The sequence below is a fragment of the Streptacidiphilus sp. MAP12-16 genome (genome assembly GCF_041262165.1).
GTDB lineage: Bacteria > Actinomycetota > Actinomycetes > Streptomycetales > Streptomycetaceae > Streptacidiphilus.
Genome location: NZ_JBGCBY010000010.1, coordinates 138,507 through 156,612, shown reverse-complemented (window position 1 = coordinate 156,612; position 18,106 = coordinate 138,507). Strand labels below are relative to the sequence as shown.

Below are 18,106 nucleotides of genomic sequence, written 5' to 3'. Positions count from 1 at the left end.
CAACCCCCATGGCAACCCTGTTCCGAGCGATCCGGCACAACGGCAAGGCCGCAGCCGGACTGCTGATCCTGATCTTCTTCCTGGTACTCGCCGCGGTACCGGACCTGATCGCCCCGGGGAACCCGGCGACGATCACCAACGACGTCTCGCTCGGCATCTCCGGGCAGCACTGGCTCGGCACCACCGGCTTCGGCCAGGACATCCTGGTCCAGGTGGTGCACGGAGCCCGGCCCGCCCTGCTCATCGCGGTCGTCTCCGGCCTGCTCGCCACCGTGCTCTCGGTCCTGGTCGGCGTCAGTGCCGCGTACCTCGGCGGAATCTGGGACGACGTGCTGAACCTCTTCACCGACGTGGTGCTGGTGATCCCCACTCTGCCGCTGGTGGTGGTGATCGCCGGGTACTTCTCGCACCACAGCATCACCGTCATGATCATCGCCCTGGTGGTCACCGGATGGTCCTTCGGCGCACGGCAGTTGCGGGTCCAGGCGCTGTCGCTGCGGAACCGGGACTTCCTGGAGGCCGCCCGGGTCCGCGGCGAACGCCGCTCCTACATCATCATGTTCGAGCTGCTGCCCAACATGACGTCACTGATCGTCGCCAACTTCCTCGGCGCGGCGCTCTACTCCATCCTCACCGCCTCCGGCTTGGAGTTCCTGGGCCTCGGAGACGTCAACTCCTATGACTGGGGCACGATGCTGTACTGGGCGCAGAACCAGTCCGCGCTGCAGACCGGCGGATACGTCTGGGCCGCCGTTCCCGGACTCTGCATCGCACTCCTCGGCACCGCCTTCGCGCTGCTCAACAACGCCTTCGACGAGATCAGCAACCCCGCACTGCGTCCGGTGAGGAGGCTCCGTGTCGCTTCGTGACGTCCCCTACCAGACTGCCCCGTCGCCCCTGCTGGAGGTCCGCGACCTGACCGTCGAGTACGCCACCGCGACCGGCTCGGCCCTGGCGGTCGACAAGGTCGGATTCACGCTCGACAAGGGCGAGTTCCTCGGCATCGTCGGTGAGTCGGGCTGCGGCAAGTCGACGCTGCTGTTCGGCATCGCACAGCTGCTCAGCCCGCCGGCCGGGATCACCGGCGGCAGCGTGTCCTTCAAGGGCCGCAACCTGGTCACGATGACGGCCAGGCAGCTCAACGCGATCCGCTGGTCCGAGCTCTCGGTGGTCATGCAGAGCGCGATGAACGCGCTCAACCCGGTGAAGACCATCGGCTCGCAGTTCCGCGACGTACTGCGGGCGCACAGCTTCGACACCGATATCGCCGTCCGCTCCCGCGAGGTGATGGAACTGGTCGGAGTCGACCCGGTGCACCTCGGCAGCTACCCGCACCAGTTGTCCGGCGGGATGCGGCAGCGCGCCATGATCGCGATGGCGCTGCTGTTCACGCCCGACCTGATCATCATGGACGAGCCGACCTCCGCACTGGACGTCGTCGCGCAGCGGTCGCTCATGGTGCAGATCAAGGAACTCCAGCGCGAGCTGGGTTTCGCGATCATCTTCGTCACCCATGACATGTCGCTGGTGAGCCACTTCTCCGACCAGCTGATCGTCATGTACGGCGGGCAGATCGCCGAGTTCGGCGACACCAGGACCGTGTTCGACACCCCCCGCCACCCCTACAGCCGCGGCCTGTTGGACGCCTTCCCGTCCATCCGCGGCCCCAAGGTCCCGCTGCTCGGCATTCCCGGGAGTCCGCCCGACCTCTCCGACCTGCCCCCGGGCTGCCGCTTCGCGGCCCGCTGCCCGAGCGTCATGCCCTCCTGCACGCAGACCGGGCCCGAACTGTACGACGTCGACCAGGTCCTCGTTCGCTGCCTGCTGCACGCGCCCGGCCAGGTCAGCAAGGAGGAGGTGCCGGCATGAACCAGCCACTGTTCAACGAGCCGTTCAACGAGCCGTTCAACGAACCCCTCAACTCCGCCGCGAACGCCGCGCGGGAGGACGAACCGCTGCTGAGGGCGAACGGCCTCACCCGGCACTTCCAGATCGGCGGGATCTTCTCCCGGAGGAACCTGCACGCGGTCGACGGCGCCGACTTCAGCATCGGCCGCAACGAGATCGTGGCGCTCGCGGGCGAGAGCGGCAGCGGCAAGTCGACCATCGCCCGACTGCTGGCGATGGTCTACCAGCCCACCGCCGGAGAGATCCTCTTCGAGGGCAGGCCGCTGTCGGGGCTGCGCTCCCGCAAGGACGTGCTGGCCTACCGGAGCCAGGTGCCGATGGTGTTCCAGGACCCGTTCAGCTCCATCAACCCGGTGTACCGGATATCCCACGGCATCCTGCGCACGCTCAAGCTGCACCGCCCGGAGCTGGACCAGGCGCAGCGGGTCGCCGAGGCCGAGCGCCTGCTCACCGTCGTCGGCCTCACCCCCGCCGCCCAGTACATGGCGAAGTTCCCCTACGAGATGAGCGGCGGCCAGCGCCAGCGCATCGGCTTCGCCCAGGCGCTCGCCTCCAACCCCAAGCTGATCATCGCGGACGAGCCCGTCTCCATGCTGGACGTCTCGATCCGGATCGGGCTGCTCAACCTGATGACCGAGCTGCGTGACCGCTCGAACGTCTCCTTCCTCTACATCACCCACGACCTGGCCAGCGCGCGCTACGCGGCGGACCGGCTGATCGTCATGTACGCCGGGCACATCGTCGAGCAGGGCCCGATCGAGGACATCCTCGCCGCCCCCAAGCACCCGTACACGCAACTGCTGCTGTCCACCGTCCCCGACCCCCGCGCGCCGCTGGCCGACCTGGCCGGCGCCGACCGCGGCGAGCCGCCGAAAGTGGTCGACCCCAGGCCGGGCTGCCGCTTCCGGGCCCGTTGCCCGGTCGCCGTCGCCGAGTGCGCGACCGTCACCCCGGAGCTCCGGCTGCTCGGCGACCGGCACTCCGCGGCCTGCCACGTCGCCAACGCGACGCCGTCGCCGACTCCGACGCCGACTCCGACCGTGCCGCCGACGCGGCCCGTGCCCACCAACGCTCCGACACACAAGGACTTCGCATGAAACTGACCGTTGTCGGCGGCGGCTCGACCTACACCCCGGAACTGGTCGACGGCATCGCGCGGCTGCGCGACCGGCTGCCGGTCAGCGAACTCGTCCTGGTCGACCCCGACGCCACGCGCCTGCCGCTCGTCGGCGGCGTGTCGGCACGCATCATGGCCGCCTACGGCCATCCCGCCAAGGTCCGCTGGACCACCGACCTGGAGGACGGCGTCGAGGGCGCCGGCGCGGTGCTGCTGCAACTGCGCATCGGCGGCCAGGCGGCCCGCGCCAGGGACGAGACCTGGCCGCTGGAGTGCGGTTGCGTCGGCCAGGAGACCACCGGCGCCGGCGGCCTGGCCAAGGCCCTGCGCACCGTCCCGGTCGTGCTCGACATCGCCGACACGGTACGACGACTGGCCGCGCCCGACGCCTGGATCATCGACTTCACCAACCCGGTCGGGATCGTCACCCGCGCCCTGCTCGACGCCGGACACCGGGCCGTGGGCCTGTGCAACGTCGCCATCGGCTTCCAGCGCCGCTTCGCGTCCGCTGCCGGGGTCGATCCGAGCAGAGTCGCCCTGGACCACTTCGGGCTGAACCACCTCACCTGGATCCGCGGCGTGCGGATCGACGGCGAGGAGGTGCTGCCGCAGATCCTCGCCGAACGCGCCGAGGAGATCGCCGAGGACATCGAACTGCCGGTCCCGCTGGTCCAGCGGCTCGGTGTCATCCCCTCCTACTACCTGCGCTACTACTACCAGCACGACGTCGTGGTCGAGGAGTTGCGCGGCGCACAGACCCGCGGCGCGGCGGTCGCCGACATCGAACGGCGGCTGCTCGAGATGTACGCCGACCCGACCCTGGACCGCAAGCCCGACCTGCTCGCCGAGCGCGGCGGCGCGTTCTACTCCGAGGCGGCCGCGAATCTGCTCGCCTCGCTGGTGGCCGGCACCGGCGACGTCCAGGTGGCCAACGTCCGCAACAACGGCACCATGCCGTTCCTGGCGGACGACGCGGTGATCGAGGTGCCGGCGCTGATCGGCGGCGACGGCGCCGTACCGCTGCCGGTCGCCGCCGTGCCGCCGCGCTACTCCGGGCTGATCTCGCACGTCAGCGCCTACGAGGAGGTGGCGCTCGAAGCCGCTCTGCTCGGCGGTCGCGACCGCGTCTTCGAGGCGCTGCTCGCCCATCCGCTGATCGGCCAGTACGACCCGGCGGAACGCCTCACCGACCTGCTGCTGCACGAGAACAAGGACTACCTGGCGTGGATCTGACGAGACCTGTGGGGGGCCTGCCGGCGGTGCTCGCCATCGACGGCGGGAACAGCAAGACCGATCTCGCGCTGATAGCCGAGGACGGGAGCCTGCTCGCGAGCGTCCGCGGCCCGGGCTCGACCGCACCCGACGGAACGACGCTCGCACCGCTCGTCGCCGAGGTCGCCCGGCGCGCCGGCCTCGACGGCGACGGCCCGGTCGCCAGGCACACCTCGGCCTGCCTGGCCAACGTGGACCTGCCCGAGGAAGAGACCAGGCTCGCCGCCGAACTCGCCGAGCGGGGCTGGTCGCAGAGCTCCCAGGTGCTCAACGACACCTTCGCGCTGCTGCGCTCCGGCACCCACCGGCCATGGGGCGTGGCGATGGTGTGCGGAGCGGGGATGAACTGCGCCGGGGTCGGCCCCGACGGCCGCACCGCCCGGTTCCTCGCGCTGGGGCACTACACCGGTGACTGGGGCGGCGGCCGCTGGCTGGGCAGCGAGATCATGTACGCGGCGATCCGGGCCGAGGACGGCCGGGGCCCGGAGACGCTGCTGCGCCGTCAGGTCGCCGCCTACTTCGGCGAGGCGACGATGCATGACGTGGCCGTCGCGGTGCACGTCGGCCGGCTCGGCGAGGAGGAGATCATCAAGCTGACGCGGGTGCTCTTCGCCGCCGCCGACGAGGGCGACGCCGTCGCCGAGGCGCTGGTGGACCGGCAGGCCGAGGAGGTGTTCCTGATGGCCCGCTCGGTCCTGGACCGGTTGGACCTCGCCGGTACGGACGTGGAGGTCGTACTCGGCGGCGGCATCCTGGCGAGCCGTCACCCTCTGCTCACCGAGGGCGTCGAGTCCCGGCTCAAGCAGCACGCCCCGGCGGCGCTGCCCTGCTACGCCGACGTCCCGCCGGTCGCCGGCGCAGCCCTGCTGGGACTGGACCATCTGGGCGCCCCGGCAGAGGCGTTGGCCCAACTCCGCGCCTCGTACTGACGGCGCGGCCGGCGCCCGGCCAACCTCCTCCGTTATGACTTTGTGGACACATGCCCATAAGATCTGGACGTGTGTCCATAAAGTCTGCGAACCCGAGGTGACGATCATGGAGATGACCGCGAGCGTGCTGGTCGGCCTGGTGGCCGTGCTGCACGTCTACATCATGGTGATGGAGATGTTCCTGTGGGAGCGCAAGCCAGGTCGTGAACTTTCGGGCTTTGACCCGGAGATGGCCCGTGCGACCGCGCCCCTGGCCGCGAACCAGGGCCTCTACAACGGGTTCCTCGCCGCGGGGTTGATCTGGGGCCTGATCGCCGCCGACCCGACCGGGTACCGGGTCCAGGTCTTCTTCCTGAGCTGCGTCGTCGTCGCGGGCCTCTACGGCGGCGTCACCGCGAACCGGAGGATCCTGCTGGCCCAGGCGCTGCCGGGCGCGCTCGCCCTGGCCGCGGTCCTGGCGGCCGGATGACCGCCCCGGCGGGTGACCCGCGCACGGCCCGTACCCGGGCGGCCCTGCGCCGGGCCCTGCTGGAGGAGTGTGCGGAACGTCCGCTCGAAGACCTGACCGTGGCCGCCCTGGTGCGCCGGGCCGGTCTCGGCCGGGCCACGTTCTACCTGCACTACCCGGACCTCCAGGCACTGGCCGTCGACGCCTGCGCCGAGGTGGTCCGCGACGCCGTCGACGCCCTGCACGCCTGGCGCGGCGCCCCCGACCCGGCCGCCCCGCCCCCCGCGCTGGCCGCGTTCCTCGCCGACATCACCCCGCACGCCCCGCTCTACCGCGCCTTGCTCCGGCCCGGCGGCAGCGGCCCGCTCGGCGAGCTGCTGCACCAGGAGCTGCGCGAACGCAGCCGCGCGGAACGCGCGCTGGTCGGCGCCCCCGCCCCCGAGCTGGTCGCCTCGGCCGTGGCGGCGGCCTTCGCCGGCGTGCTGGCCGACTGGCTGCACGGGCTCGTCCCGGGCACGCCGGAGGACCTCGCCAACCTGATCTGGCGCCTGCTGGTGGCACTCCATCGCACCCCGCTTCCGGACGGTTCGTCAGGAACGCGGTAGCGGCTTCCGGGCCTCGATCAGGAAGCGGGTGCTGTGGGCGACGAAGGGCCCGTCGGCCCGGATCCGCTCGTGCAGCGCCTTGAGTTGGCCGCGGTACTGCTCGACGGTGAAGCCGGGGACCATCCAGATCACCTTGCGCAGGAAGTAGACGACTGCGCCGATGTCGTGGAACTCGGTGCGCAGCGTCTCGAACCGCAGGTCCCTCACCTCCAGGCCGGCGGCTTCGGCGGCGGCCCGGGCGTCGTCGGGGTGGCGGCCGCGCCGGGCCTCCGGGGGCTGCGGGCCGAGGAAGAACTCGACCAGTTCGAACACGCTGGCGGGGCCGACCTGCTGGGAGAAGTACGTCCCGCCCGGTTGCAGCACCCGGGCGATCTCCGCCCACCAGGTGGTCACCGGGTGGCGGCTGACCACCAGGTCGAACGCCTGGTCCGCGAAGGGCAGCGGCGGCTCGTCCGCGTCGGCGACGACAGCCACGCCGCGCGGGTGCAGCAGGGCGGTGGCCTTGGCGACGTTGGGTGGCCACGACTCCGTGGCCACCGTCAGCGCCGGCAGCTTGGGCACACCGGCGAGGACCTCGCCGCCGCCGGTCTGGATGTCCAGCGCGGCCCGGGCGTACGCCATCCGCTCGCCCATCGAGCGGGCATAGGCCCAGGACGGGCGCTCCTCGCCGGCCCGCCCGTCCAGCCAGGAGAAGTCCCAGCCGTCCACGGAGACGGAGTCGGCCTCTGCGACAAGGTCCTCGAAGGTTCGCGTCGTCATCGTGCGATCGTGACAGCGGACTCGCGAACGGGCCAACGCATTTCTCTCAACCCGTGATCGAGTCCAGTTGCTCGGGGGCGGGGCGCAGCGCCCAGATGTCGCCTCCGGGTGGGGGCGAGAGCAGGCTCTCGGCGGCTGCCGCTTTCGGGTCTCCGGCGGCAGCCGCCGCGTGGACGACGTCGGTGGCGGCGTAGGCCTGGAAGTCGAGCTCGGGGTGGGTCCACTTCACCGCGCCGGTGGCCGCGGGGATCAGGTAGTTGACGGAGGTGAGGATGCTGCCGCCCTTGGGTGTGCTGGAGTGCCAGAGGTCGACGCCGACATGCTGCCCGATCAGCGCCAGCCGGGTCAGCGCGACCAGGTTGAAGTTGGAGTAGTGCCAGCTGCGGGTGCGGGCGAGCTCCTGCGGTTCGCTTCCGTCGGCGGCCAGTTGGCCGGGCAGTAGGCGGGTCTCGACGCCCGAGGCGATGGTCTTCGCGAGCGAGGGCTGCCCGGTGGCGAGGGCGAGCGCGGACTCCTCCATGGCGGCGAAGGAGCCGTGGTTGTTGGTCGCGTTGAACTCGGCGAGGCCGCTCGGGCTGGTCCGGTTCCAGGTCAGGAATGTGCGGTACCAGCTGGTCATGGCGGTGTGGTCGGCGCTGGTCCAGGAGGGTGCGCCGGAGTCGAGGATGGCCGTGGCGTCGATGACGTCGGTGAACTGCTGGGAGAAGTCGATGCCGCCCTCGCCGCGTACGGCGGTGCTGCAGGGGATGATCTGGGCGTAGTTCAGGTTCGGGTTCATCGCGGTGGCGGGGTTGGTGAACCAGGTCCGCAGGTCGAGCTCGGCGCGCTGGGCGTACGCGGGCTTGCCGGTGTAGTACCAGGCGAGGGTGAGGTTGTAGACGGCGTTGAACATCTGGCCGCGCTCGGAGTGGTCGCTGATCCTGTCGACCGCCGGGTTGCGCTGCCCGTCCTTCTGCACGTAAGGGCAGCCCCAGGGGTTGCTGCTGGTGGGGGATTTGGTCGGCCACCAGTACGGGGCCTGGCTGAGGTAGTCGTGCTTGCTGCCGCTCGGCGGGGTCCGGGTCTTGTCCATGACCGACCAGGGGCCGGCTGTCAGTGCGGAGTCGGCACGCGCGGTGAGGAGCTTGAGCTCGGCGACCAGATCGGACTGACCCGCAGTCAGCTTGGCGCGGGTCGCCGCGAGTTGAACGCCGTCCAGGACGACGGTCTGCGGGACCGCGCCGGGCGGCGGAGTGCTCGCGGCGCCGGCTGTGGCGGTACTGATCACGCCGGCGGCCAGGAGGGCGCACACCGCCAGGGCGGAGCCGAGGGCGAGCCGCCTGCGGCGGGCGGGTGCGCGGTGCTGTGGGTCGACGGGTGGCATCGTCGGGTCTCCTTCGCGGATGTTCATAAACATGAACACTGGATACATATCTGAAGACTCATCAGCAGAGGTTAGTCCCGCTCGCGCGGAGGGTCCATGGGGAGGAGTAAGAAAGATTTACGAGATCTCGCGGTCTTGACGGTGTCCGAGGCGGCCAGTACGGTCCACCCATCGAGTAAGGAAGCTTAACTAACTTGCTTGGCCCCCACATACACCCCTCCGAGGAGTTCGTATGGGATCGTCAACTCGCCAGCTGCACAGACATCGCATACGCCGCCCCGACCGCCGGGTACTGACCGCGCTGGCCGTGGGCGGGGGACTGGTCCTCGCCGTCGTGCCGTTCGCGACCGCTCAGGCGGCGACCACGGGCCGGCTGCGGGTCGACCAGGTCGGCTATGCGAACGGCGACACCAAGGTCGCCTACCTGATGACCAGCGCGGCCGTCTCCGGTGCGACGTACCAGGTGGTCAACTCGGCCGGCAGCACGGTGGCGAGCGGAAGCGTCGCCGCCGCCAGCCGCGGTTCGTGGAATTCGGCCTATCCCGACGTGTACCCGATCGACTTCTCCGGTCTGACCGCGAACGGTACCTACCACATCGTCACCAGCGGCCCGGTGCAGGCGACTTCGGACAGCTTCCAGATCGAGAGTGCCGCCTCGCTCTACGGCACCCTGGTCACCGACGGCGTGAACTTCTACCAGAACCAGCGCGACGGCTCCGACGTCATCGCCGGTGCTCTGAAGCGCAAGCCGGCGCATCTCAACGACTCAGCAGCGACGGTCTACAAGATCCCGAGCTTCCAGTCCGGCGGCAACGGCGACGTCATCAACGGCAGTTCGCTGACCCGGATCGGCGGACCGGTGGACGTGTCCGGCGGCTGGTTCGACGCCGGTGACTACCTCAAGTTCACCTTCACCACGGCCAACGCCGACAACCTGCTCTTCGCCTCCGCCCGCGCGCTGGGGACCGGCGCCCCGGCGTCGCTGACGGCCGAGGCCCGGTACGGCAGCAGCTGGCTGAACAAGATGTGGAACCCCTCCACCAAGACCCTCTATCTCCAGGTCGGGATCGGCAGCGGCAACGCGGCGGGCACCTTCTACGGCGACCACGACCTGTGGCGGCTGCCCGAGGTGGACGACTCGGACACGGCGAGCGCCGACACCTACGCGGCCGCGCACCGGCCGGTCTTCGAGGCGGCCGCCCCCGGAGCCAAGATCGACCCGGACATCGTCGGGCGGGTCGCCGCCTCCTTCGCCTTCGCCGCCCAGGCCGACGCCGCCGCGGGGAACAGCTCCCAGGCGGCCACCGAACTCGCCAACGCCACCTCCCTGTACGCGATGGCGAACACCAGCCCGTCCAGCACCCTGGAGACGGCGGCCCCCAACGCCTACTACCCGGAGTCCATCTGGCACGACGCGATGGAACTGGGCGCGACCGAGATCACGCTGGCGCAGCAGGCCCTGGGACAGCCCAGCTCCGTCTACCAGCCGTACCTGACCCAGGCCGCGACCTGGGCCTCCGACTACATCGCGAGCGACTCCGGCAACGACACCTTCAACCTCTACGACAACAGCGCCCTGGCCCACGCCGACCTGATCACCGCGCTCGGGAAGGCGGGGAACCCGTCCGGACTCGCCGTCACCCCCGCCGCGCTCGTCGCCAACCTCAAGGCGCAGGTCGCCTCCGCCGCGAAGGTCTCGGCCGCCGACATCTTCCGCGAGGGCGGCAACTACGCCGACTTCGACGTCGACGCGCACACCTTTGGCTTCATCACCACCGAGGCCCTCTACCAGAAGGCCAGCGGCGACACCCAGTACGCGGCCTTCGCCGGCGCGCAGCGTGACTGGCTGCTCGGCGGCAACGCCTGGGGCACCAGCTTCATGATCGGCGCCGGAACCACCTTCCCCGACTGCATGGGGTCGCAGATCCCCAACATCGTCGGTTCCACCAACGGGTCCAGCCCCATCGACACCGGAGCCGTGGTCAACGGACCCAACGGCACCGGCAACTTCAGCGGCGGACTCGGCAGCCTGCAGAGCGGTATGAAGAAGTGCGAGAACGACTCGTTCACCGCCTTCACCGGCCACGGCAGCGAGTACGTCGACGACGTCCGCTCTTGGCAGACCAGCGAGCCCGCGCTCGACATGACCGGGAGTGCGGTCCTCGCCGGCGCACTGCAGGCGTCGCTGGGCGGAGCCACCCCGCCGAGCAACGACTTCTCGGTGTCGGTCTCCCCGAGCAGCGGCTCCGTCAGCGTCGGCGGCACGGTCACGGCGACCGTCGCCACCGCCGTCACTGCGGGCAGCGCCGAGACAGTGGCGCTGACCGCCTCGGGGGCTCCCGCGGGTGTCACGGTGTCCCTGTCGCCCGCCTCGGTCACCTCCGGCGGCTCCTCCACCCTTACCGTCGGCACCACCGCCTCGGCGGCTGCGGGGACTTACCCGATCACGCTGACCGGCTCGGCGGCGTCGGGCAGTCACACCGCGGCCTTCAACCTGACGGTCACCTCGGGCACCGGGCCGAGCGGCGGCAGCTTCGAGGCGGAGGCGGCGGCGAACACCCGCACCGGCCGGGCCGCGGTCATCAGCTGCTCCGCCTGCTCGGGTGGCGCCCGGGTCGGCTACATCGGCAAAGGGGCGACCCTCACCATCAACGGCGTCACCGTCACCTCCGCCGGCAGCTACCTGGTGACCGTGGCCTACACCAACGGCTCGACCTCGGCGCGCACCGCGCAGATCAGCGTCAACGGCGGCGCCGCGCAGTCGGTGGCCTTCGCACCGACCGGGGCCTTCACCACGCCCGGCACCGCCACGGTGAGCCTGACCCTGGCAGCCGGAACGAACACGATCACCTTCGGCAACGCGTCGGCGTCCGCACCGGACCTCGACCGGATCGACGTCCCGGCCTCCCCGTCCTGAGCCGTGCGGCGGCCGCCCGCCCGCGCCTACTAAGACCGACCGGCGCATGGAGGGTGGAAGAAAAGGGGGGTCCCCCCGGCCGAAGGTTGGGGGAGGGTCGAGGGCCGAGTCCAGGCGGTGCCGACGAAGGAGCCATGGCGGAGCCCTGGCGACTGAGGAGAAGCCGTCTGGGCGAGAGCCTCCCCCACCCTTCGGGCGGGAGGTGCCCCCTTGCCCGCGACGCCGCCCTCCATTTGCCGGTCGGTCTAAACTGCCCGGGCGGCGCGGCACCGAACCTGGGCTGGTTGGTCAGCGAGTTCGGGTACTGGCCGCTCAAGGGACTCGAAGGCACGCCTCAGTAGGATCCCCGGGCCCCCGGTATACCGAAACCAGCCCGGACCCGTCGGCGCTGCCGGGGTCCGGCGGCCCGGCGGCGCACGACAGAGGCGCGCTCTGGCCGGTCCGGCCGTTAGCGCGGGGTGAGGAGTAGTCAATGGACGAGTCAGGGCGCGGAGCCATCGCGCTGGCAGTGGTCCTTCGAGATGCCCACTTCAGACTGAAGTCGCTGGTGAGGGCTTGGGAACAACTGGCGGCAGTCGGTTCGGTCTCGGATCGTGAAGCTCTTGGCCCGGTGTGGCAGTACTCGGACGATCCAAGCCGGGTGACCTACTTCGACGGCCATGCGCTGGTTCTGAAGCAGGGAGGTGCGGTGACATGCGAGCTGGCCGTTGACTTCAACGCTCAGCACGTGGATATCGCGGCCAGGGTGACGCTGGAGCAGGACGGGGAGGAGTCCGCGGAGCTGCTTTGCACGGGGCCGCTGGAATTCCCGGCGAGTGCGGACGAACTCGTTGTGGAGATCGGTCGCTGTCTGGATCGCCTGGAACAAGTGGACGTCTCTGGTGTGCTGTGTGAGATCTGAGGGCGGGACTCCGCCGGACCACGAACTGCTCGGACCACCCGCTTTGACCGCAGCACTTGCGCGCGGCGAGTAGCCGGCCGGAGCGCTGCTGGACTCCGAGCCGGGCCTGGCTTTGATACAGGCGCTCCAATCCTGGCCGCGTCCCCAGAAGAGCGGTATCCTGCATCTGAAGTGCAATCTGTATGCAACTGCAGCTGAGGGAGGACGACTCGTGAGCACCCAGACCATAGGGTTCGCGGTGTCCGACGCGGACCGGGCTGAGCTTGACGAGCTTGTCGAGTACTTCGGCGGCGGCAACCGCTCGGCGTATCTGCGAGCGACGATAAGAGTCATGAAGTCGGTGAAGTTGGCCGAGGAACTGCGCGAGGTTCAGGCGTACGGGGAGCAGAAGTTGGCGGAGCAGGGGGCGACCCTTGCCGACGTCACGGCGATCACGCGTCGCGTGCTCAAGGGGCGGGAATGAGCGAGCCGGTACCGGTCGTCCATGACGTCAACGTCCTGGTGGGGGCCGCCGCAGGGGGGAACAGCCCGTTTCGCTCATGGCCTTCGCCGCCGCCCACGTCGGGAAATCCGTTTGCGGACTGCTTGGGCGTCGTCGTGGACGCTGCGGAGTTCGGATTGTGGCTGTCCCCGCACATTCTCGACAACACCGCGCGGGTGCTTGCTGAGGGGCTCAAATGGGATCTTGCGATGGTCGAGAAGTTCATCTCGCTCCTCGTGGAGATCTGTGACCACAGTGGGGGTGGCGTGGTGGACCCCGCAGCTACTGTCTCTGACTGTTCTGACTGGGAGGACAATCGCATCCTCGACCTCGCCGCAGAAGTCGGCGCGCTGCTCATCGTCTCCGATGATGCGGATCTGACCAGCATGTCGCCCTGGCGTGGCACTCCGGTCCTGCGGCCGCGCGAGTTCGCCGCGAAGGTGGACGGAATGCGTCGGCACCGTCGTCGGCGATGAGCGACCCGAGGGCAGCTCGCGGTGTAGGCAGCTGAGGAATGTCCGGAAGTTCAAGAAAGCACCAGATTTGTCCCACGGTTTTGCCGCGTGAGGTGTTTCAGGTCGTAGGCGGTCCGCCGGTGCGGGCAGGCTCGCGGTCATGGCAACGACCGTGATGCTCCCACTGCGCCCCGCGCCCGCCCCCGACCAGCAGCCCCGCTATGCCCGTCCCGTGCTGATAGTGATCACCGCAGTCGCAGCTCTGCTCTACGCCTGGGACATCCAGCACAGCCAGTTCCATCCCTTCTACGCCGACGCGGTCCGCAGCATGGCCGGGAGCTGGAGGGCGTTCCTGTACGGGGCGTTCGATCCGGGCAACACCATCACGCTCGACAAGCTCCCCGGCTTCCTGTGGCCGCAGGCCCTCTCCGCTCGGCTCTTCGGGTTCCACCCCTGGGCGCTGACGCTGCCCCAGGTGATCGAGGGCGTGCTCAGTGTCCTGGTCCTGCACCGGGCGGTCCGCCGTTGGGCCGGGACCAACGCGGCACTACTCGCCGCCGCGTTCTTCACTCTCACGCCGGTCGTGGCCGGGCTCTTCCGCACCGCGGTCGAGGACCCTGCCTTCACCCTGTTCCTGCTGCTCGCCGCAGACGCCACCCAGCGCGCCGCGCGCGCGGCCCGGCTGCGTTCGCTGCTGCTGGCAGGCTGCTGGATCGGGTTCGCCTTCCAGGCGAAGATGCTCGAAGCGTTCGCCGTGCTGCCGGTACTGGCGCTGGTGTACCTGCTCTCCGCGCCTACCGCGTTGCGCCGCAGGCTGGTCCATCTGGTGCTGGCAGGAACGGTCACTCTGGCCGTCTCCGCCTCGTGGATGCTGCTGATCACGCTGACCCCGGCGCAGGACCGGCCGTACGTCGACGGGACCACCGACAACTCCGCGGTGAGCATGGTCGTCGGCTACAACTTCCTCAACCGCTTCTCCTCGGTGGGCATGAACGCCGCCGACACCGGCAGCGTCTCGGCCGTACGCGCAGGTGGCGGCTATGGCCACGGCCACGACTCCTACGGTCAGGGGCCGATGGGCGACCCAGCGCGGGAGGACGGTGGCTGGCACAAGATGCTCGCCGGTCCGCTGGCCTCGCAGACCGGCTGGTTCTACCCGCTTGGCCTGGCCGGCCTCGGCCTTGGCCTGCACCGGCGCCGGCGGGAGCCGAGAACCGACCCCGCCCGGGCCGGATTCCTGCTCTGGGGCGGCTGGTTCGCCGTCTACTTCCTGGTCTTCAGCGCAGGCAGCGTCGCAGGCCATACCTACTACATGGGGGTCGTCGCCGCACCGCTCGCCGCGCTGAGCGGCGCGGGCCTGGTGCTGTTGTGGCGCGCCCACCAGGGCCGTGGGCTCGGCGCCTGGGCGCTGCCGGCCACAGTCGCCGCCACGGGGGCCTGGGCTGCGTACGTCGCCGGGGACTACCCCGCGTTCCTGCCGGGTCTGGGGCCCGTTGTCCTGCTGCTGGCCGGGGCGTCGGTGCTGTTGCTGGCCGTGCCGTTGGTGGGACCGAGCCTCGGGGGTCGGGCCAGGGCGGGGCGCTTCGGCGCGGTCGCCGGGTTGGCGGCGATCCTGCTGGCCCCGGCTGCCTGGACCGCGTCGGTGTTCAATGCGGCGTACGGCCACTCGGCGATGGGAGCGGTCGGGCCGCCCGCCCGCCATCTGCCCTTCGCGCGTTCGGGGGCCGGTGCCGCCGGAGCCGCCGGACCCTGGGCCGCTCTGGCCGCCGGCTTCGCCGGGCCAGCGGGGGGCGAGGGGGCCGGGGGAACCGGCAGGGGGTCCTCCGCCGGGGTGCTGACCAGCCGTCAGCGCGCGCTGATCGCCTATGCGGAAGCGCACCGAGGCGGCGCGCGCTACCTCTTCGCGACCACCAGCTGGACCCTCGCCTCCCCGTACATCCTGGCCGCAGACGCCCGGGTGCTCCCCATCGGCGGTTTCACCGACCAGGTCCCCTCGCCCACCCTCGGTGCGCTCCAGCGCCAGGTCAGCCAGGGAAAGCTCAGGTATGTGCTGATCGCTGACACCACCTCGGGCGACGCGGCAGCCGTCACCGCCACCGCCGGCACGGCCGCCGCCCAGGCGACGCGGTGGGTCAGCCACAGCTGCGCGCCCGTGCCGCCCGGCTCCTACGGCGGGGGAGTGGCCGGGGTGCGGCTCTACCACTGCCGGGCGGCGGCCCGTTGAGCCCGCGCCTCAGCCGTGCGGGCCCAGCAGCCTCGGCGGTGCGGGCCCAGCAGCCTCAGCCGTCCAGGCCGAGCAGCTTCACGGCCTCCTCGCGCATCTCCACCTTGCGGATCTTGCCGGTGACGGTGACCGGGAACGCGTCGACCAGGTGCACGTAGCGCGGGATCTTGTAGTGCGCGAGCCGCCCCGCGCAGTACTCCCGCAGCGCCTCAGCCGTCAGCTCGGGCGCACCCGGCCGCAACCGGATCCAGGCCATCAGCTCCTCGCCGTACTTGGCGTCCGGCACGCCGATGACCTGGGCGTCCAGGACGTCGGGGTGGGTGTGCAGGAACTCCTCGATCTCGCGTGGGTAGATGTTCTCGCCGCCGCGGATCACCATGTCCTTGATCCGGCCGGTGATGGTGAGGTAGCCGTCCTCGTCCATGGCCGCCAGGTCGCCGGTGTGCATCCAGCCCTCCGGGTCGACGACCTCGGCGGTCCGGTCCGGCTGGTCCCAGTAGCCGAGCATGACCGAGTAGCCGCGGGTGCACAGCTCGCCGTCGGTCCCGCGCGGAAGGGTCTGGCCGGTGCCCGGGTCGACCACCTTCACCTCCAGGTGCGGGCCGACCCGGCCCACGGTGGAGACGCGGTGTTCCAGCGAGTCGTCGACGCGGGTCTGCGTGGACACCGGCGAGGTCTCGGTCATGCCGTAGCAGATGGACACCTCGCGCATGCCCATCCGCTCCACCACCTGCTTCATGACCTCGGTCGGGCAGGGTGAGCCGGCCATGATCCCGGTGCGCAGCGAGGAGAGGTCGTGCTCCGCGAAACCGGGGTCGTTGAGGACGGCGATGAACATGGTCGGCACCCCGTACAGAGAGGTGCAGCGCTCCGAGGCCACCGCGTCCAGGGTGGCGGCGGGGTCGAAGGCCGGTGCGGGGATGACCGTGCAAGCGCCGTGGGTGAGGGCGGCGAGGTTGCCCATGACCATGCCGAAGCAGTGGTAGAAGGGCACCGGGATGCAGATCCGGTCCTGCTCGGTGTAGTTGCACAGCTCGCCGACGAAATAGCCGTTGTTGAGGATGTTGCGGTGCGACAGTGTCGCGCCCTTGGGGAAGCCCGTCGTCCCCGAGGTGTACTGGATGTTGATGGGGTCTCGGGCGTCCAGCCCGGCGGCGACCGCCGCCAGGTCGCTGCCGTCGCCGGAGCGTCCGGCCGCCGTCAGCGCGGCCCAGGATTCGGTGCCGATGAGCACGATGTCCCGCAGTGCCGGGCAGTTGGGGGCGGCCTCAGCGAGCATTCCGGCGTAGTTGGACGTCTTGAACGCGGGCAGGGCGACGACGGTGCGCACCCCCGCCTGGTTGAGCACGAACTCCAGCTCGTGGCTGCGGTAGCCGGGGTTGATGGTGACCAGGATCGCGCCGATCCGTGCCGTGGCGTACTGCAGGAAGGTCCACTCCGGGCAGTTGGGCGACCAGATGCCCACCCGGTCGCCGCTTTCCACACCCAGCGCGCCGAGCCCGAGAGCGACCGCCTCCACCTCGTCCGCGAGCTCCCGGTAGGTCCAGCGGCGTCCGCTGGGCACGTCGACCAGGGCCTCGCGCTCGCCGTGGAGAGCCACGGCGCGGTCCAGGGCGGCCCCGATGGTCTCGTCGAGAAGGGCGGGTTCTGCAGGTCCGGTGGCGTGGCTGGGCGCGGGTGCGGGCATGGGGACTCCCTGGGTGCGGTCCGGAGCAGGAGGCACGAGGTGGCATGGCTCACCTGCACGATATGAGGTGGCACTCCCGCCCGCACCCCCCTCGACGTCACGGCGCGCCGAACCGGAGGATCACCCAGCAGCCGCCACCCCGCCCGACGGGAACCTGTCCTGACGCACCCTCCCGGCCGGCACCCTCCCAGGAGGGTGCTGGATCAGAGCAGCTGCCAGCTGGGCTTGGCGGCGTAGGTGGCGCGGAAGTAGTCGGCGAGCTTGAGCCCGGACGCTGCGGCCTCGTCGACGACGACGGTGGCGTGCGGGTGCAACTGCAGCGCCGAGGCCGGCACCACCGCCGAGACCGGCCCTTCGACGGTGAGCGCGACAGCCTCGGCCTTGGCCTCGCCGGTGGCGAGCAGCACCAGGTGGCGGGCCTCCAGGATGGTCCCGATGCCCTGGGTGATGACGTGGTGCGGCACCTGGTCCAGGCTGTCGAAGAAGCGGGCGTTGTCCACCCGGGTCTGCCGGGTCAGCGTCTTGATCCGGGTACGGGAGGCGAGCGAGGAGCAGGGCTCGTTGAAGCCGATGTGCCCGTCCGTGCCGATGCCGAGGAGCTGCAGGTCCACGCCGCCGGCCTCGGCGAGCGCGCGGTCGTAGTCGGTGCAGGCGGCGGCGATGTCCTCGGCGGCGCCGTCCGGGCCCATGAAGGAGGACTCGGTCAGGCCGAGCGGTTCGACCACCTCGCGCAGGACCACCGAGCGGTACGACTCGGGGTGTCCCGTCGGCAGACCGACGTACTCGTCGAGCTGGCAGATCCTGGCGCGCGAGGTGTCGAGGGAGCCGCCGCTGACCCTGGCCGCCAGCGCCTCGTAGATCGGCAGCGGCGTCGACCCGGTGGCCACGCCCAGCAGGGCGTCGGGCTTGCGGGTCAGCAGGTCGGCGATCGACGCGGCGATGAGCTCGCCACCTGCGGCGGCGTCGGGAACGATCACTATCTCCATGCTGGTCCCACCGTTCTGAGGCGCGCGTTATGGTATAGACCAATTTTAGCAGAG

Annotated in this window: 16 protein-coding genes; 12 read left to right on the top strand and 4 right to left on the bottom strand. The window is 70.5% G+C overall.

The features are described from left to right. The first annotated feature begins 8 nt into the window (after positions 1 to 8). From ABIA33_RS15910 to ABIA33_RS15880, 7 genes are all read left to right on the top strand, one after another. Positions 9 to 869: an ABC transporter permease gene (locus tag ABIA33_RS15910; RefSeq protein WP_370081870.1), complete on the top strand. Its 861-nt coding sequence runs from the start codon at positions 9 to 11 to the stop codon at positions 867 to 869. Then, on the top strand, positions 856 to 1,869 hold the full coding sequence (locus ABIA33_RS15905) for an ABC transporter ATP-binding protein (RefSeq protein WP_370081868.1): 1,014 nt from the start codon (positions 856 to 858) through the stop codon (positions 1,867 to 1,869). Before ABIA33_RS15910 ends, ABIA33_RS15905 begins: the two co-directional genes overlap by 14 nt. Further along, complete coding sequence (locus ABIA33_RS15900; RefSeq protein WP_370081866.1) at positions 1,866 to 3,005, top strand: ABC transporter ATP-binding protein; 1,140 nt, start codon at positions 1,866 to 1,868, stop codon at positions 3,003 to 3,005. Before ABIA33_RS15905 ends, ABIA33_RS15900 begins: the two co-directional genes overlap by 4 nt. Next, a complete protein-coding gene (locus ABIA33_RS15895; RefSeq protein ID WP_370081864.1) occupies positions 3,002 to 4,258 on the top strand; it encodes a 6-phospho-beta-glucosidase in 1,257 nt (418 codons plus the stop codon). Before ABIA33_RS15900 ends, ABIA33_RS15895 begins: the two co-directional genes overlap by 4 nt. Continuing rightward, positions 4,249 to 5,226 (top strand): N-acetylglucosamine kinase, encoded by a 978-nt coding sequence (locus ABIA33_RS15890; RefSeq protein ID WP_370081862.1) that lies wholly within the window; start codon positions 4,249 to 4,251, stop codon positions 5,224 to 5,226. Before ABIA33_RS15895 ends, ABIA33_RS15890 begins: the two co-directional genes overlap by 10 nt. 106 nt (positions 5,227 to 5,332) lie before the next feature. After that, positions 5,333 to 5,695, top strand: coding sequence for a DUF1304 domain-containing protein (locus ABIA33_RS15885; RefSeq protein ID WP_370081861.1), 363 nt, complete (start codon positions 5,333 to 5,335; stop codon positions 5,693 to 5,695). Next, on the top strand, positions 5,692 to 6,279 hold the full coding sequence (locus tag ABIA33_RS15880; RefSeq protein WP_370081860.1) for a TetR/AcrR family transcriptional regulator: 588 nt from the start codon (positions 5,692 to 5,694) through the stop codon (positions 6,277 to 6,279). The genes ABIA33_RS15885 and ABIA33_RS15880 overlap by 4 nt, the downstream gene beginning before the upstream one ends. On the opposite strand, the gene ABIA33_RS15875 is transcribed toward ABIA33_RS15880, so the two are convergent. Together ABIA33_RS15875 and ABIA33_RS15870 are read right to left on the bottom strand one after the other, a co-directional pair. After that, entirely contained in the window at positions 6,265 to 7,038 is a 774-nt protein-coding gene (locus ABIA33_RS15875) for a class I SAM-dependent methyltransferase (protein WP_370081858.1), read from the bottom strand. The genes ABIA33_RS15880 and ABIA33_RS15875 overlap by 15 nt on opposite strands. 46 nt (positions 7,039 to 7,084) lie before the next feature. After that, positions 7,085 to 8,401, bottom strand: coding sequence for an alginate lyase family protein (locus ABIA33_RS15870; protein WP_370081856.1), 1,317 nt, complete (start codon positions 8,399 to 8,401; stop codon positions 7,085 to 7,087). 232 nt (positions 8,402 to 8,633) lie between these two features. Between ABIA33_RS15870 and ABIA33_RS15865 the strand changes: the two genes are divergently transcribed. From ABIA33_RS15865 to ABIA33_RS15845, 5 genes are all read left to right on the top strand, one after another. Further along, positions 8,634 to 11,318, top strand: coding sequence for a glycoside hydrolase family 9 protein (locus tag ABIA33_RS15865; RefSeq protein WP_370081854.1), 2,685 nt, complete (start codon positions 8,634 to 8,636; stop codon positions 11,316 to 11,318). A gap of 472 nt (positions 11,319 to 11,790) precedes the next feature. Further along, positions 11,791 to 12,219 carry a hypothetical protein gene (locus tag ABIA33_RS15860; protein WP_370081852.1) on the top strand — a complete coding sequence of 143 codons (429 nt, stop codon included), beginning with the start codon at positions 11,791 to 11,793 and terminating at the stop codon, positions 12,217 to 12,219. 211 nt (positions 12,220 to 12,430) lie between these two features. Continuing rightward, the gene (locus ABIA33_RS15855) at positions 12,431 to 12,682 is read left to right on the top strand and encodes a hypothetical protein (protein WP_370081850.1); all 252 of its coding nucleotides are present in this window, start codon (positions 12,431 to 12,433) and stop codon (positions 12,680 to 12,682) included. Beyond that, a complete protein-coding gene (locus tag ABIA33_RS15850) occupies positions 12,679 to 13,176 on the top strand; it encodes a putative toxin-antitoxin system toxin component, PIN family (RefSeq protein WP_370081848.1) in 498 nt (165 codons plus the stop codon). The genes ABIA33_RS15855 and ABIA33_RS15850 overlap by 4 nt, the downstream gene beginning before the upstream one ends. A 139-nt stretch (positions 13,177 to 13,315) precedes the next feature. Next, positions 13,316 to 15,379, top strand: a complete 2,064-nt coding sequence (locus ABIA33_RS15845; protein WP_370081846.1) for an ArnT family glycosyltransferase — start codon at positions 13,316 to 13,318, stop codon at positions 15,377 to 15,379. A gap of 55 nt (positions 15,380 to 15,434) precedes the next feature. On the opposite strand, the gene ABIA33_RS15840 is transcribed toward ABIA33_RS15845, so the two are convergent. Next, positions 15,435 to 17,066, bottom strand: a complete 1,632-nt coding sequence (locus ABIA33_RS15840; protein WP_370081844.1) for an AMP-binding protein — start codon at positions 17,064 to 17,066, stop codon at positions 15,435 to 15,437. Positions 17,067 to 17,269: 203 nt separating this feature from the next. After that, a complete protein-coding gene (nagB, locus tag ABIA33_RS15835; RefSeq protein ID WP_370081842.1) occupies positions 17,270 to 18,052 on the bottom strand; it encodes a glucosamine-6-phosphate deaminase in 783 nt (260 codons plus the stop codon). Positions 18,053 to 18,106: the final 54 nt, after the last annotated feature.

What these genes read in the sequence shown, in the direction of transcription:
- ABIA33_RS15870 (WP_370081856.1), bottom strand. Translation starts at nt 8,401, where the DNA reads ATGCCACCCGTCGACCCACAGCACCGCGCACCCGCCCGCCGCAGGCGG.
- ABIA33_RS15840 (WP_370081844.1), bottom strand. Translation starts at nt 17,066, where the DNA reads ATGCCCGCACCCGCGCCCAGCCACGCCACCGGACCTGCAGAACCCGCC.
- ABIA33_RS15910 (WP_370081870.1), top strand. Translation starts at nt 9, where the DNA reads ATGGCAACCCTGTTCCGAGCGATCCGGCACAACGGCAAGGCCGCAGCC.
- ABIA33_RS15850 (WP_370081848.1), top strand. Translation starts at nt 12,679, where the DNA reads ATGAGCGAGCCGGTACCGGTCGTCCATGACGTCAACGTCCTGGTGGGG.
- nagB (WP_370081842.1), bottom strand. Translation starts at nt 18,052, where the DNA reads ATGGAGATAGTGATCGTTCCCGACGCCGCCGCAGGTGGCGAGCTCATC.
- ABIA33_RS15880 (WP_370081860.1), top strand. Translation starts at nt 5,692, where the DNA reads ATGACCGCCCCGGCGGGTGACCCGCGCACGGCCCGTACCCGGGCGGCC.
- ABIA33_RS15885 (WP_370081861.1), top strand. Translation starts at nt 5,333, where the DNA reads ATGGAGATGACCGCGAGCGTGCTGGTCGGCCTGGTGGCCGTGCTGCAC.
- ABIA33_RS15900 (WP_370081866.1), top strand. Translation starts at nt 1,866, where the DNA reads ATGAACCAGCCACTGTTCAACGAGCCGTTCAACGAGCCGTTCAACGAA.
- ABIA33_RS15865 (WP_370081854.1), top strand. Translation starts at nt 8,634, where the DNA reads ATGGGATCGTCAACTCGCCAGCTGCACAGACATCGCATACGCCGCCCC.
- ABIA33_RS15875 (WP_370081858.1), bottom strand. Translation starts at nt 7,038, where the DNA reads ATGACGACGCGAACCTTCGAGGACCTTGTCGCAGAGGCCGACTCCGTC.
- ABIA33_RS15860 (WP_370081852.1), top strand. Translation starts at nt 11,791, where the DNA reads ATGGACGAGTCAGGGCGCGGAGCCATCGCGCTGGCAGTGGTCCTTCGA.
- ABIA33_RS15845 (WP_370081846.1), top strand. Translation starts at nt 13,316, where the DNA reads ATGGCAACGACCGTGATGCTCCCACTGCGCCCCGCGCCCGCCCCCGAC.
- ABIA33_RS15895 (WP_370081864.1), top strand. Translation starts at nt 3,002, where the DNA reads ATGAAACTGACCGTTGTCGGCGGCGGCTCGACCTACACCCCGGAACTG.